The organism is Mycobacterium sp. NPDC003449 (assembly GCF_053588415.1).
Genome location: NZ_JBSFPX010000050.1, coordinates 1 through 14,444, shown reverse-complemented (window position 1 = coordinate 14,444; position 14,444 = coordinate 1). Strand labels below are relative to the sequence as shown.

Annotated in this window: 13 protein-coding genes; 2 read left to right on the top strand and 11 right to left on the bottom strand. The window is 64.2% G+C overall.

Annotated features, from left to right (window positions below; all coding sequences use genetic code 11):
• Position 1: 1 nt before the first annotated feature.
• Genes ACWDTP_RS15245 through ACWDTP_RS15215 form a run of 7 tightly spaced genes read right to left on the bottom strand, consistent with a single transcriptional unit; the run spans position 2 to position 7,737 of the window.
• Positions 2 to 1,141, bottom strand: coding sequence for an MCE family protein (locus ACWDTP_RS15245; RefSeq protein WP_450021057.1), 1,140 nt, complete (start codon positions 1,139 to 1,141; stop codon positions 2 to 4).
• Positions 1,138 to 2,433, bottom strand: a complete 1,296-nt coding sequence (locus ACWDTP_RS15240) for an MCE family protein (protein WP_450021055.1) — start codon at positions 2,431 to 2,433, stop codon at positions 1,138 to 1,140. The genes ACWDTP_RS15245 and ACWDTP_RS15240 overlap by 4 nt, the downstream gene beginning before the upstream one ends.
• The gene (locus tag ACWDTP_RS15235) at positions 2,430 to 3,662 is read right to left on the bottom strand and encodes an MCE family protein (RefSeq protein WP_450021096.1); all 1,233 of its coding nucleotides are present in this window, start codon (positions 3,660 to 3,662) and stop codon (positions 2,430 to 2,432) included. The genes ACWDTP_RS15240 and ACWDTP_RS15235 overlap by 4 nt, the downstream gene beginning before the upstream one ends.
• A complete protein-coding gene (locus ACWDTP_RS15230) occupies positions 3,659 to 4,690 on the bottom strand; it encodes an MCE family protein (RefSeq protein ID WP_450021053.1) in 1,032 nt (343 codons plus the stop codon). Before ACWDTP_RS15230 ends, ACWDTP_RS15235 begins: the two co-directional genes overlap by 4 nt.
• Positions 4,691 to 4,736: 46 nt before the next feature.
• Positions 4,737 to 6,116 carry an MCE family protein gene (locus tag ACWDTP_RS15225; protein ID WP_450021052.1) on the bottom strand — a complete coding sequence of 460 codons (1,380 nt, stop codon included), beginning with the start codon at positions 6,114 to 6,116 and terminating at the stop codon, positions 4,737 to 4,739.
• Positions 6,113 to 6,970, bottom strand: a complete 858-nt coding sequence (locus ACWDTP_RS15220; RefSeq protein ID WP_450021050.1) for an ABC transporter permease — start codon at positions 6,968 to 6,970, stop codon at positions 6,113 to 6,115. Before ACWDTP_RS15220 ends, ACWDTP_RS15225 begins: the two co-directional genes overlap by 4 nt.
• Positions 6,967 to 7,737 carry an MlaE family ABC transporter permease gene (locus tag ACWDTP_RS15215; RefSeq protein ID WP_450021048.1) on the bottom strand — a complete coding sequence of 257 codons (771 nt, stop codon included), beginning with the start codon at positions 7,735 to 7,737 and terminating at the stop codon, positions 6,967 to 6,969. The genes ACWDTP_RS15220 and ACWDTP_RS15215 overlap by 4 nt, the downstream gene beginning before the upstream one ends.
• Between ACWDTP_RS15215 and ACWDTP_RS15210 the strand changes: the two genes are divergently transcribed.
• A complete protein-coding gene (locus ACWDTP_RS15210) occupies positions 7,646 to 9,871 on the top strand; it encodes an acetoacetate--CoA ligase (RefSeq protein ID WP_450021046.1) in 2,226 nt (741 codons plus the stop codon). The genes ACWDTP_RS15215 and ACWDTP_RS15210 overlap by 92 nt on opposite strands.
• A gap of 18 nt (positions 9,872 to 9,889) precedes the next feature.
• Here ACWDTP_RS15210 and ACWDTP_RS15205 read toward each other — a convergent pair whose 3' ends face one another.
• The 3 genes from ACWDTP_RS15205 to ACWDTP_RS15195 form a co-directional block, all read right to left on the bottom strand.
• Positions 9,890 to 10,564 (bottom strand): GntR family transcriptional regulator, encoded by a 675-nt coding sequence (locus ACWDTP_RS15205; RefSeq protein WP_450021045.1) that lies wholly within the window; start codon positions 10,562 to 10,564, stop codon positions 9,890 to 9,892.
• Between the two features lie 88 nt (positions 10,565 to 10,652).
• Positions 10,653 to 11,594, bottom strand: a complete 942-nt coding sequence (locus tag ACWDTP_RS15200) for a VOC family protein (RefSeq protein ID WP_450021043.1) — start codon at positions 11,592 to 11,594, stop codon at positions 10,653 to 10,655.
• A 28-nt stretch (positions 11,595 to 11,622) separates the two neighbouring features.
• Positions 11,623 to 12,441 (bottom strand): fumarylacetoacetate hydrolase family protein, encoded by an 819-nt coding sequence (locus ACWDTP_RS15195; RefSeq protein ID WP_450021041.1) that lies wholly within the window; start codon positions 12,439 to 12,441, stop codon positions 11,623 to 11,625.
• Between the two features lie 205 nt (positions 12,442 to 12,646).
• Between ACWDTP_RS15195 and ACWDTP_RS15190 the strand changes: the two genes are divergently transcribed.
• Positions 12,647 to 13,510, top strand: coding sequence for an alpha/beta hydrolase (locus tag ACWDTP_RS15190; RefSeq protein ID WP_450021039.1), 864 nt, complete (start codon positions 12,647 to 12,649; stop codon positions 13,508 to 13,510).
• Positions 13,511 to 13,778: 268 nt separating this feature from the next.
• Here ACWDTP_RS15190 and ACWDTP_RS15185 read toward each other — a convergent pair.
• The coding region (locus ACWDTP_RS15185; protein ID WP_450021037.1) for an SDR family oxidoreductase at positions 13,779 to 14,444 on the bottom strand (666 nt) is incomplete at its 5' end.

Here is a 14,444-nt window from a genome sequence, read left to right as displayed (position 1 = left end):
GTCAGCGTCCTTGGTCAGTGCGGTAAGGCGCCAGCAACGGATTGCCTGCGGTGTACGGGCTGGGCAGCACGCCGACCGTGCGGCCCCACTGCGTCTCGAGTTCGGTCAGGTTGCCTTCAAAACGGGTGCCGGTGAACAGCGAGGAGTCGAGTCGGCTCAAGGTCAGGTCAACGATGACCGTCGCGTTTCCGTAGTCGCCGCGGAACCAGTTCTGCACAGTGTCCTTGGCGAACGGAAAGGTGGTGAACAAGCCCAAGGAGCGGGTTACCCCGTGTCCGGCATCGCCCAGTGACCGCAACACCGCTGCCAAGCTCTGTAGTTCACTGGTCAGCGCTTGCCTTGTCGAGTTCGCCGAATCGGCCGCAAGCGCACTGAATCTGCCCAGCTGGTCGACGGCTTCGACGAGGTCGTCACGATTCTCGTTGAGCACGGTGAGGGCATCGGGGATGGTCTCCAGCGCGCGGTCGAGTACGGGTTTTTGCGTGGCGAACTGACCGACCATGCGGTTGAGGCTGTCGGTCGCGGAGATGATGTCCTGGGTCTGGTCGCTGACGCGAGCGGTGAAGACGTCGAGTTGGCTCAGCAGCAGGCGCACCTGGTCCTCACGGCCGCCGTACGCTGTGGCCAACGTGCGGGTGATGTCCTGCGCCCTGGCCAGACCGCCGCCGTTGAGCAGCATCGACGTTGCCGCCAGGGTCTGCTCGGTCGACGGGTACTCGCGGCCGGATGACAGCGGGATCAGCGACCCGGCGTGCAGCTTGCCTTCTGGCGGCGTGTCTGTCGGCGGCGCCAGTTCGATATGCAGGGATCCGAGCAGGCTGGTCTGCCCCAAAGTGGCGATTGAGTTGGCCGGCAGCTGCACGTCGGCATTGAGACTCAGGGTCATAAGGGCGTGCCAGCCTTGGCGTTCGATCTTGGCGACCGTTCCGACAGTGACGTCACCGACCCGCACGCGTGAGTTCGGTTGGATGTTGTTGACGTCGGGCATCTGAACGTGAATCGTGAATGCGTTCGAATCGCGCCCCTGGGTCCCCGGTAAGGGCAGGGAATTCGGTCCCCGCCAGCTGCAGCCGGACACGGCGCTCAAGGTCGTGGCGACGACGAGGGCCGTCAGGGTCCGGCGCCACCCGGAGGCGGTCATGATCCCCCTCCCGGAGGGATCATCAACCCGGCCAGTCCCGCGTCGGGATCGGTGGTCTGCGCGGCCGGGCCGGGGAGCACCGGCATTTCCGTTGGCGCGGCAGCAGGTTGAGGTGGGACGTAGTCCGGCCGCAGCCGGTCTTCGCTGTAGGTGACCTCGTTGGGACGGGCGGCGGCGCCGACGATCGGGTTGAATCCCAATGGCGGAAAGTTATATTGCCGATTCTTGACGATGGGGGCGAGGTACTGCACGCACAACTTCGCCGACTGCTCGGCCCCCATTCGCGAGGCGGCCTGAATGGCTCCGCACAAGAAGGTGATGGGATCGGAGAAGTTGTTGATGGTGGGCACGCCGGTGAGCGTGCCCTGTGCGGGTTGGTAGAGGTTGACAGCATTGGCGGCGGTGTTGGGCAGCACGTGCAGCGCCTGCTTGATGTCGTCGAGACTGTCTGTCAGCGACGTCGTGACCGCGGCCAGCTTGTCGGAGGTGACGCCAACGGTCTCCCGGTTGTCCTCGACGAACGACGTGACCTGGCCGACCACATCGTTGAGATCGCCGACCGCACGTCCGACGGCGTCCGGGTTCTCGGCGAGCAGTCCGGTGACCGCGGCGAGGTTGGTGTTGAGGTGCTCGATCAAGCTGGTGGCATCCCGTAGCGCCGAGACCAGGATTGCCAGATTCTTGACGGAATCGAAGCTGTCCTTGCTGTGATCGTTGACGATCGACACCGCAGCAGAGAGTTTGACGATCGCGTCGTGAATCGCTGGTCCTTGCCCCCGCAGGTTGTCAGCGACGGTGTCGACGAAGGCGCCGAGCGTGCTGACCCCACCTGGTTCGGTCGGTTGCAGAGTCTGACTGAGCTTTTGAAGTTGGTCGCGGAAGTCATCCCACTCCATCGGAACGGCCGTGCGCTGCTCGGGGATTACGGTGTTGCCCTGCATGACAGCTCCGCCGCGGTACGGCGGGGTCAGTTGAATCGCGCGCGCGGTGACCAGGGTCGGCGAGAGGATCACCGCGGCAGCGTCGGCAGGCACCCGATACCGCTCGTCGAACCAGAAGGTGACCTTGGCCCGCGCGGGCTCGGGCTCGATCGATTCGATCTTGCCGACGTTGACTCCGCGGATGCGCACGTCGTCGCCGACAAAGACGCCGTTGGTGCTGCTGAAGTAGGCGGTTACCCGAACGCGGTCGGTCGAGTCGCCCGTGCGCACCACGACGATGGTGGCGACGGTGGCAATGCCCACCAACGCGATCAGCAACGTAGCGCGCATGCCGATGTGACGTGTCCTCATGGTTGCGCTCCCGGGATGGGTGAAGGTGGGCCCGGTGGTGGTCCGCCGGGCGGCGGGGCAGGCAGCGGCTCACGGTAGGGGTAACGCGGGTCTGCCGGGTTGCCGGTGATCGCGTCGGGCAGTGTCATGCGTGGCTCGCCACCCTGTCCGGTACGGGGGAAGGGCACCGGCAGAGCCGGCGTCCCCGGCTGGCCGGTCTGTGGATCGGTGCGGTCGGATGGTAGGAGCACGTTGGGGTCGAGGCCCAGGTCGGAGAATGCGGAATCGATGAATGGTTGAATAAATTGCCCGGGAAGCAGATTGGCGACGTATGCCTTGAAGAAAGGGCCCGATGCAAGCGCTTCGCCGAGGCTCATCGCATAGGTGGAGATTCCCTTGATCGACTGCTGAATCTCGGTCCTGCGGTTGTCCAGGGTGGCCAGAACTCCATTGAGCTTCTCGAGCGCGGGCTTGAGCGCGGCGTGGTTGTCACCGATGAAGCCGCGGATCTGATGGGCGAGATCGGAGATGTGTCCCGATATGCTTTCCAGCGCAGTGTTTTGCGAGCGTAATGCCGTGAGAACCTCGTTGGTGTCCCTGATCAGGGCCACCACCTGATCGCTGCGTTGCGCGAGAACGGTTGTTGCCTTGTTCGCGTTGGACAGCAACGCGCGCAGTTGTGCATCGCGGCGATCGATGGTGTCAGAGAACCTCGCGATCCCGTCGACCGCGCTCTTCAGTTGGGGAGGGGTGTCCGACAACGTTTGGGAGAGTGTTTGCAATGCGCTGGACAGCGTATTGGTGTCCAGGCCGCTGATGGTCTTCGTCAGGTCGCCGAGCGCGTCGGGGAGTTGGTAGGGCGAAGTGGTACGGACGAGCGGAATCGTATCGGATAGATGGCCTTCGCCGCGGGGGCTGACGGAGAGCACCTTGGTGCCCAACAAGCTGGTCGTCTTGATCTCGGCTTCGGTTTGCGCTCCGAGCCTGATTTCGTCGTCGACGGTGAAAGTGATCAGTACCCCCTCCGGCTCCAGAGCGATGTCCCTGACCTGCCCGGCGCCGAAGCCTGATACCTCCACCGGGGCACCGACGGTCAGCCCGCCGGCTTCGTCGAAGTAGGCCGTGTACCGATCGCCCGAGGATACGAACGGCAGTTGGTTGTAGTTCAGCGCTCCCACGGCAAGCACGCCGATGACGGAGAGGCCGGTCCCGCCGATGAGTGCCAGATTTCGTTCTCGGAAGGGTCTCATCGTGGCGTGCACCTGCCCGTGTCCTGGCCGGCGATCTTGACGTAGGTCGGTTGGCCGCCCTTGCCGTTCACCTTCAACGCCAGATCGCAGATGTAGAAGCTGAAGAAGTCGCCGTAGAGGGCCTGGCGGTTGAGGGTGCGGTAGGTATCGGGAAGGGTCGCCAGCAGATTGTCGAAGTAATCGTGGTCGGATAACACAACCCCTGCGGCGCGGTCGGTTTGGTGAACTGTCTCTTGTAGCGCCGGCCGAGCCTGTGCCAACAGCGTGGCAATGGAACTCGCCGCCGCGTCGCCGTATGCGACAGCATTGGAGATGTCGTCGCGCCGCTGCTGAAGTCCGTGCATGAGTTGGGATAGGGAATCCACCGCGGATGCGAGCTTGTCGCTGCGGTCGCCGAATGACCCGAGCACCGTGCTGAGATTTGCGATGACCTGTCCGATCAGTTCGTCGCGATCAGCCAGTGTGCTTGTCAGCGTGGCAGTTTGATCGAGCACCGAACCCACGGTCGGGCCCTGGCCTTGGAACGCGGCGATGAGTTGACCGCTCAGGGCGTTGACCTGTTCAGGGTCGAGCGCGCGAAACAATGGGCGGAAGCCTCCAAGGAGCGCGTCGAGGTCAAGGGCGGGAGCGGTGTGGTCCAGTGGGATGGTTGCTCCGTAAGCCAGTCGTTTCGTACCGCCTGCACCCTCTTCGAGCGCGAGGTAGCGACCGCCGATGAGGTCGTCGTAGCGGATCACGGCGCGGCTGCCTTCGGTGAGCATCACGGTGTCGTCTGCGGTGAAGGTGACCCGGGCGCTGGCGTCGTCGTCGATGACGATCTTGGTCACCTTGCCGACTTCGACTCCGGCGATGCGGACGAAGTTGCCGCCCTTGAGGCCACTGACGGAACTGAACAGGGCGTCATAGGTCTTTTGGTTGGAGAATCGCAGTTGACCGAAAACGGCGAAGAGGGTGAACATCCCGATTCCGCATACCAGCGCGAAGACCGTAAGTCGCCGCAGAGTGGCTGTCAGGCTGCGTCGCTGCATGTATATAGCCTTTCGTCGTCGTAGGGATGAGTCGCGGGCGCGGCGGTCAAGGTGACGGGGGCGCAACGGGTTCCTGGCCCGGATCCGCGGGCGGGGGGGCCGGCGGAACACCCGGATAGAGCGGGATACCGTCGGCGCCGTACCAGGGAGCACCGTACGGCGGTTGGTCGGGCGCCACGGCCGGTCCCGGGGCGGGAGGGCCCTCATGGCGGATGCTGGGCGGTTCGGGCACCGCGCGAGTCACCGGCAGGTAGTCCACATAGCCGGGGAACCCGATACCGGGATTGGGCCGGACGTCCAGCCCGGTGCCGTAACCGGTGTCGGTGACCAGGTACCGCTGTGGCCAGTTCTTCGCCACGTCCGGTAGCGATCCGCAACCGGGCTCACCGCCGGGACCACCCTTGGCGCCCACGATGGGTAGGTTGTCGGGATATTTGTAGGGCTCGTCACCGAGCAGGATGGCCGCGTCCATGATCACCGACTTACCGTTGGCGCCACCGCCCGCGGCGGCAAGGTCGGGTATCACGTTCTCGGCGCCGACCAGCATGCAGGTGAGTTCGGGGTTGTACTTCAGCAGCAGGTCGGTGGTCGGCTGCAATGTGTTGACTGCGTTTTCGAGGTTGTTCTTGTTCGGTCCGAGCAGCGCGGTGCCGCTCTGTGCGAACCCTGAGACGTTGAGCAGGAGCGCGTCGAGCTGGCGGCTGTGGTCGGTGATCGTGGCGGTGGTGGTGGTAGCCGCTGCCAGCGTGTTGATGAGGTGTGGCGCCGCGGCGCTATAGGTATCCGCGGTGGCTGCCAGCGCCTGCCAGTCCTCGCGCAGGATGTCGGTGCGCGAATTCAGCTCTGCCAGAATCTGGTTGGTGTCGCCGATAGATTTTCCGATGGCGTCGCCCCGGCCGCCGAGTCCGTCGGCGAGGGCTGCCAGAATCGCGTTGAGTTTGGCCGGGTCCACCTGTTTGAGCAACTCGACCAAGTTCTGAAAGACCGTATTGACCTCCACGGCGACATTGTCGGAGGTGAGCACCGAACCGGCGGAGAGTCGTTGCGGGCTCGGATCGTCCGGATACTCGAACTCGACGAACTTGCCGCCGAAGAGCGTGGAGGCGCTGATGCCTGCACGCACGTTTGCGGGAATGAACTGGATCTGCTCGGGGTCGATCTCCAGCGTCAGGCTCACGGGATGCGAGCCACCGGCGATGGTGGCGACGCGCCCGATCTGCACGCCACGCATCTTGACCTTGGCGTTGGGTTCCATGACCAGGCCGGACCGGGGCGCGGTCAACGTCACCCTGACTACCGGCGTGAAGTCGCGATTGAAGGCGCCGAAGCTGAGATACGTTGCCGCAGCGATCGTTGCGACCAGGGCAGCCGCCAGCCACTCCGAGGTGATGCGGGGTTGTCCGGCTCGATTTCGACTCATCGTCATCCCGCGAAGTTGAAGTTGCCGGTCTGGCCGTAGACGGCGATCGTCACGAGCAGAATGACGAACGCCGAGACGACCAGCGCATTGCGAGTGGCCCGTCCGACGGCTTCGCCGACACCGGCCGGTCCTCCCTTGGCGGTGAAACCGTAGTAGGTGTGCACCAGCATGACCACCACGGCGACCACGATGGTGACCAGAAAGGACCGTTGCACGTCGCTGGGGAAGAGGAACGTATTGAAGTAGTGGTCGTATACGCCGGTCGATTGACCGTAGAACGCCGTCGTACCGAAGCGGGCGGCCAGGAAGGCCAGGAGGACGGCCACGCAGTAGAGCGGCACGACGACGATGACGCCGGCGGCCACTCGAGTGGAGGCGAGGTAGGCAACCGCTCGGATCCCCATGACTTCCAGTGCGTCGATTTCCTCGTTGATGCGCATGGCACCCAGCTGCGCGGTCGCCCCGGCACCCACCGTGGCTGACATGGCGATGGCCGCGGTCGTCGGCGTGATCAGCCGAGGATTGAGGAAGGCCGAACCGAAGCCGGTCAGTGCTTCGACGCCGATTTGGGAGAACTGGTTGAACCCCTGCGCTGCGATGATGCCACCGGTCGACATGGTGAGGAAGGAGACCACGGCGACGGTGCCGCCGATGACAGCCAACGAGCCGGTCCCCAGGCTCATGACGGCCACCTGACGCAGCGTCTCGACGCGGTAACGGGTGAGGGCGTATCTGGTGGCGGCCACTGTCTCCAGGTAGAAACGCGTCTGCTCGCCGAGCTGTCGCCAGCCGCTGCGCGCCGCATTGAGACGGCCGGCGGCTCGCGGAAACCGTTGTGCGGCAACGCTGCGGGTGGTCACTTCGTTACCTCGAATCCGATTGCGGTCACCACGATGTTGATGACGAAGAGCAGGACGAAGGACAGCACCACGGTTTCGTTCACCGCGTTGCCCACCGCTGCAGGCCCCCCTCGCACGTTGATGCCCTCGTAGCAGGCGATCAGGCCCGCCGTCAGGCCGAACAGCGTGGCCTTGATGGTTGAGATGATGACGTCGCTGATCCCGGTGATCAACGTCAGGCCGGAGACGAACGCACCCGGCGTGACGTGTTGGAAGTACACGGCGAAGAAGAATCCGCCGGTGAGGCCGATGACCGTCACCACCGGCGAGATCAACATGGCCACTACGGTTGCCGCGAGCACCCGGGGGGCGACGAGTGCGCCGATCGGGTCGATTCCCATGACCTGCAACGCCTGAAGCTCCTCGCGGATGGTCCGCGCGCCGAGGTCGGCGCACATCGCCGATGCGCCGGCGCCGGCGACGACGAGCACTGTGACGAAGGGGCCGATCTGGTTGACCGCGGCCAGGGCCGCCCCGGTGCCGGAGAAATCGGCGGCGCCGAATTCGATCAGCAGGATGTTGAAGGTGAAGACCGCCAATGCGACGTAGGGCACGCACAGCATCAGGGCCGGTACCAGGGATACCCGCGCCACGAACCAGGTCTGTTCCAGGAACTCGCGGACGGCGAACGGTGGTTTGGACATCGCAGCGAAGGTGTCGAGTGCCATCGCAAAGAACGCGCCGGCTCCCCGCAGCGGTTTCAGCGCCACCGCCGGGACCGCCGTCATCGAGTGCCATCCATCAGGCCGGAGATCTTTCGTCGTCGAACCACGAAGTCAGAGTATTGCTTGTTTAATCGATTTTGTGGTGAAAAGATCGAAACTTGTGAAGATTGATCGATTCGACGACCGATACCGAGCCCGCGTCGCTCCGACCTCATCGGCGGCACCCACCCCGGCGGGTGACGCCGGCCCGGCACCTATCTGGGTGCCCGATTCGACGCAGGCGGGATCCACGCAGCTTGCCCGGTTCTCCGCGGAAGCCACCGCGCGCTATGGCGTCGACATGCCTGCCTACCGCGACCTCTGGCGATGGTCCACTACTCGCCCGGAGCAATTCTGGGCCTGCCTGTGGGATTTCTTCGGCATCGAAGCCGACGGTGATTTCCAGACCGTCCTCGGCTCGGCGGAGATGCCGGGAGCACAGTGGTTTCCGGGCACCCGGCTGAACTACGCCGAACACGCCCTTTCGGCACGACACGACGCGGTGGTCATCACCCTCACCGAAGGCGGCCACCGCCACGATGTCAGTGTTACCGAATTACGGTCGCAGGTCGGTGCATTCGCGGCGCGGTTGCGCAGCCTCGGAGTGCAATCAGGCGACCGAGTTGTCGGCTACCTTCCGAACGCGATCCATGCAATCGTGGGGTTCCTGGCCGCGGCGAGCATCGGAGCGATCTGGTCGCAGTGTGGACAGGACTACGGAACCGACGGCGCTGCATCCCGATTCGCGGCGCTGGAGCCGACCGTGCTCATCGCTGCGGACGGTTATGAGTGGAATGGCCGGAGAATCGACCGGCGAGCCGCTGCGGCTGCGCTGGCCGAATCATTGACCACTCTTCGCGCCATCGTATGGGTCTCCCATCTTGGACTGGACCTGCCGGCCGGGCCCCGCTCGATCAGCTGGGATGAGGCCACGATGACCCCGGCGAATCTGCGGTTCGTGCGTGTGCCGTTCGATCACCCGCTGTGGATCTTGTTCTCGTCGGGGACGACCGGGCAGCCGAAGGGCATCGTGCACGGCCATGGGGGAGTGCTTCTGGAGCATCTCAAATTGCTGGCGCTGCATAACGACGTCGGGGTCGGGAGTGTCTTCTTCTGGTACACGTCCACAAATTGGATGATGTGGAATCTGCAGGTGTCCGGACTGCTCACCGGGGCGTCCATCGTGACCTACGACGGCAGTCCGGCATTCCCGAACGCTGCGCGGCTGTTCGAGATTGCCGCCGAAAATCATGTCGATACCTTGGGGGTGAGCCCGGGTTATCTCGCGTTATGCGCCAAAGCCGACCTTCACCCCGGCCGCGATCTCGACCTTGGCGCGCTGGTTCGAATCGGCGCGACGGGTGCGCCCTTGCCTGCCGCTTCGTACAACTGGATCCGCAAGCGTGTCGGAACGCGTGTTCAGGTCGCCTCGACCACCGGTGGCACCGACGTCGTGAGTGGCTTCGCCGGCAGTGCTCCCACTACAGCGGTGTGGGCGGGCGAGATCTCCGCGCCGTGCCTGGGAGTCGCGCTCGAGGCTTATGACGATGCCGGGAATCCCCTGACAGATCAGGTCGGGGAGATGGTGATCACCAAACCGATGCCGTCGATGCCGCTCTATTTCTGGAACGATCCCGACCACGACAAATACCGCGACGCCTACTTCGCCGCCTATCCGGGCATCTGGCGTCACGGCGACTGGGTCACCTTGACCGACCGCGGCAGCGTCATCGTCTCGGGTCGCTCTGATGCCACGTTGAACCGTCAGGGTGTGCGGTTGGGGAGCGCCGACATCTACGCCGTGGTCGAACGGCTGCCCGAGATCGCAGACTCGCTCGTCATCGGTGTGGAGCGTGGCGATGGGACGTATTGGATGCCGCTGTTCGTGGTCATGTCCGACGGTCGGGAACTCGACGATCGACTGCGTGCGCACATTCGCGAACGTATCGGGGTCGAGGCGTCTCGGCGACACGTGCCGGACGACATCCTGGTGGTCCGTGCGTTACCCCACACTCGTACCGGCAAACGCATGGAGGTGCCGGTCAAGCGGATTGTGCAGGGCCTGGAGCCGGAACGGGCGGCGAACCTGGAGGCCGTTGACGATCCGAACGCCTTACTTCAGTTCGCTCGCTTCAGCCCGAACCCACCACGCGGTTAGCGATGCATCCGTCCGCGCCTACTGCTCGGACGGCACATGCGGGAGTTGGGTGAGCAACATCTTGGATGTCGTCCTGAAGTGCAGTTCCAATCGCGCAAGACAGACGTCCGCGTCGCGGGCCAGCGCGGCTTCCATGATCTGCAGATGTTCGGCCGCGACGTCGCGGGTCCCCTCGACGAGAGGTGCCGACAGCCGCCGGTACAACCGGCTGGCGTCGAACAGTGATGAGCACAGATCCAGGACGATAGGCATATCGCAGCCCTTGATCAGCGCGAAGTGAAAGCGACGGTGCGCCTCTTCCCATGATTCGTTGGACCCGTGATAGGCGATCGGCGTCGCCGTCAAGGTGTGATGGGCGGCGACGATGGCGGACTCCCAGCCCACGTCTCCACGCTCGATGGCCCGGCGCATGGCGAATGACTCGACCATCACCCGGAGATCGGTGAGATCGCGCAATTCTTTCTCTCCGACGGACACCACCTGGAATCCCTGGTTCGGCTGACTCAGCACGAGGCGCTGCTCTGCCAACCGTGCCAGCGCCTCACGAACGACGCTCAGGCTGACGCCGTACTGCACCTTCAGCTCACTGGGCTTGAGTTTCTGACCGGGGATGAACTCGCCGGCGAGTATGGCCGAGCGGATTGCCTCGTAAACGTGCCCGCCGCGGGTATGGGCTACCGCTGTTCGCGCCACGCGATGTCCTCCGGTCCAACGTATTCAACTGCCCGTCTGCCGCCCAGGGCGGACTCGGTGAGTTTATCGATTTTACGGAGATAGTTGATCATGTCGAGGTCGGCGCGTGAGCGCCGGTCATCAGTGCGGCCAGATCGTCAGGCTCAAGAAAGGACGGCGGTGGGGGTGGACCCCAGTCGTACAAGGAGTGCTTGCCGGTCCACACTCCCGGCCGCCACAACGCGTCGTCGACGATGCAATCGAGGTCGGAGTAATACTCGGAGAAATTGCCCGCAGGATCCTTGAGGTACCAGAAGAAGTTGGATCCGACGTGGTGGCGACCGAGACCCCACACGTGCCTGCGCGGGTCTGCTTCGAGCATCGCGGTGGCGCCGCGTCCGACCTCGTCCACGTCGTCGACTTGCCAGGATGTGTGGTGAAGGAAGGATACGGGCGCCTGCTGGACCAGCACGTTGTGATGGTCGGTCGAGCACCGCAGAAAGGCGGCAAGGTCTGGTACCCGATCGCTGACCTTGAAGCCGAGTCCGATGGTGAAGAACTTCTCGGATGCCGGCTGGTTGGTGGAGCCCAGAACGACGTGACCCAACTTGCGTGGTGTTACCGGGGCCTCCCGTGAGATGGCGGGCGATCGGGAATTGGCCCGGCTGATTGCGCCGGGAAGGTTGTAGCTGGGCGCCGGTGGTGGAGTTGAGTGCAGGCGCGGGGCAATCTGTACGCGCACCGTGACCTGAGTTCCGGGATCCACTGCGGCGATGGACCGTTCGGCGCGTTCGACGCGCACGTCGAGCGCCTGCAGGGCACTTGCGATTCGATCCAGATCGTCGGGGTCATCGGCTCCGACGCATAGCTCGGCGAGTCGCCGTCGCGACGACGGGATGATACGGAGCTGCTCACCACCGTCTTTGGTGCTGAGCGCGACGGCGGTACCGCTGCCGGTCGAAGGGATCAGCCCGAACTCGGCGTAGTAAGCAGCCGTGGCCGCAACATCCGGAACGCCCATGGTGATCGACGTCAAACGATGCAAAGACATCGGGGTTCTGCCTTTCGTTGCGCGCTCGTCAGTGGAATGTCGTGCGGAGCCGGCCGATGTTGTCGATCTCGGTGATGAGCACGTCGCCGTGCGCGAGGTACTGCGGCGGCTTTCGTGCGGCACCCACACCCGCGGGCGTGCCCGTGAAGATAAGGTCGCCTGGCCACAGCGTGCAGACGGACGACAAATCTGCGATGAGCCTGGCAATGGGAAAGATCAGGTCGGATGTCCGGCCGTCTTGGAGGATCTCGCCACCCTCCAGCCAGCAGGACACCTTGATGTCGTTCGGATCGTCGAACTCGTCGGGTGTGACGACCCAGGGACCGATCGGACCGAAGTTGGGGAACGATTTGCCCATCGAGAACTGCGGTGCGGCACCGGCGATCTGGCTCTGCCGCTCAGAGATGTCTTGGCCTACCGTCAAGCCGGCGACCACTTTCCAGGCGTCCGATTCCGGCACGTGGTGGGCAGTTCGACCGATGACGACGACGAGCTCGGCTTCCCAATCCACCGAGCCGTCGGGCAGCGCCACGTGAGCTACGGGGTCGGCGATGCAGGAGGGGAACTTGGTGAACACCAGTGGGCGATCGGGTAGCTCGAGGTTCGCCTCCAGCGCGTGCGCGCGGTAGTTCAGCGCCACGGCGAATACTTGCCCGGGCCGAGGAACCGGCGGCCCGAGGACCGTTTCCTCGTCGCCGTCACACAAGACATCATCGTTCATGTCGCGATCTGCTGCCCACTCCCGCAGCGCCGCCCACGATTCATAGGCCGCCTGTGGAGACGCTGAAAAGCGTCCGGCAGAGGACTTTTCGACATCGACAAATCCCTGTGGTTCGAGTATCGCCAAGCGTCCGCCGACGTTAGCAACGCGCACTTCGGTTCTCCCCTCATGCCCGGCCGGGGCCGGTGTTCGGATATCCGGGTTCGGTTCTTCCGGACCCGTAATAATCGATACTATCCTTAAAGATCGACTGTACGGCAATAATCGAGTCGGTGGAGTTAATCACTCCTGATCGATCGAGTCCAGCTCAGCGACGAAAGGACACCCCTGAATGCACACTCTCACCGCCGACGTCGACGGACTTACGGTCGAATCGACTTACGAACCCGCAGAACTCCCGGTGCGGGGGTACCCACTCTTGGTCGTGCTGCACGGCGGGGCGTACACCAGCGAATACTTCAAAGTCGCCGGGACCCAAGCTGGTTCGTTCGTCGACATAGCAAACCGCAGCGGATTTGATGTTCTTCGCATCGAGAGGCCCGGATACGGCAGAAGCACGCAGTTGGCCGACGAGGTCAACACCTATGCACGCCAGGCCGAGATCGTGGCTAGCGCCGTGGCATCAGCGGTCGGCGGTGAGGTTCGGCCCGTCGTCCTCGTCGGTCATTCCATCGGAGGAATGATCGCTCTGGAATTGGCCGCACGGCAACTTGCCTGGCGGCTGGTGGGCCTGGCGATCAGTGGCATGGGCGCTCGGCTGTCGGACAGCGGACTCGGCGGACAATTGGGAGCCATTCCCGGGTCGGGTCTGGCCGACCTGCCGGCAGAGTTGCGGAAACAGATCTTCTACGGCCCTGACGCCACCATCTCGACCGACGTCGTGGAGGCGGCAGGTAGGTGCTACGCGCCGGCTCCGATAGTTGAACTGAGGGCTGCCGCCAGGTGGGCGTTCGAACGTCTCGACGACGTGGCCGATGCGGTGAACGTTCCTGTTCATCACGCGCTCGGCGAGTTCGACTCCATCTGGGATGTGTCCGAGGATGCGCTGATGACGTTTACCTCGCGGTTTCGTCCCGAAGTCTCAATCAGAGCGGAGCTCATTCGCCGGGCAGGGCACAGCATCGACCACCACCGTGTCGGCGCTACATTGCATCACCGGCAACTCGGCTTTGCCCATCGCTGCGCCGTTGAGTGAACCTCGCCTTGCCGACGTTTCGGCGACGGTATCGTTGCCGGGTGGGCCTGGGTATCCGCAGCCTCCGATCGGAAAGAATATCGATGTCGACCGCGCAACTGGAGCACGAGCCGCTGGCGCGACGGGCGTTGCTCCGATCGCGGTCGGTCCGCGATACCGAAGTCAGCGGGGCCAAGCTGTTCTCCCAGCACAGACTCCGGTTGGTCGATGCGCCGTCCGAGTTCGACGCGCGCGTCAACGGCTTGTCCCTCAATGGGCTGTCGCTGTTCTACATGCCGAGGTCGACCGCGACGCGGCTCGCGGTGACGAACCGGGACTCGTCGCTGGCCAGCCAGCAGGCGGCGTCGGCGATGTCCTCGGGTTCGGCGATCCAATCCGGCAGGAACGGCGTGACCATGTTCATCAGGCCGGGATTTGTCTCGTTGGCCCGGTTGAGCGCGGCCATCATGTCCCCGGTGCCCATCGGCGTGTTCACCGCGCCGGGGTGCAGGCTGTTGACCCGAATCTTGTGCTTGCCGAGTTCGGCCGCGAACGCCCGGGCCAGCCCGGTGACACCGTGCTTGCTCGCCGTGTAGTGCACCATGAACGGCTGCATCTTGATGCCGGCCGCCGAACTGATCAGGATGATCGACCCGCCGCGGCCGCCGTCGATGATGTGCTGGGCGCCGGCCATCACGGTGTTCCAGGTTCCGGTCAGGTTGATGTCGATGACGTCGCGGAACGATTCGGGTGTGGTCTCGTTCCAGGCCTCCGGCACGGTGATGCCCGCGTTGGCGACGATCACGTCGAGCCGGCCGAACTCGGCCACTCCCTTGTCGACCACCGCGCGCAAGCCGTCGAGATCGCGGGTGTCGGTGGTGGCGGCCAGGATTCGCTTGCCGGTGTCCTCGACCAGTCGCACCGTCTCGGCCAGATCCTCGGGTGTGGCCGTGAT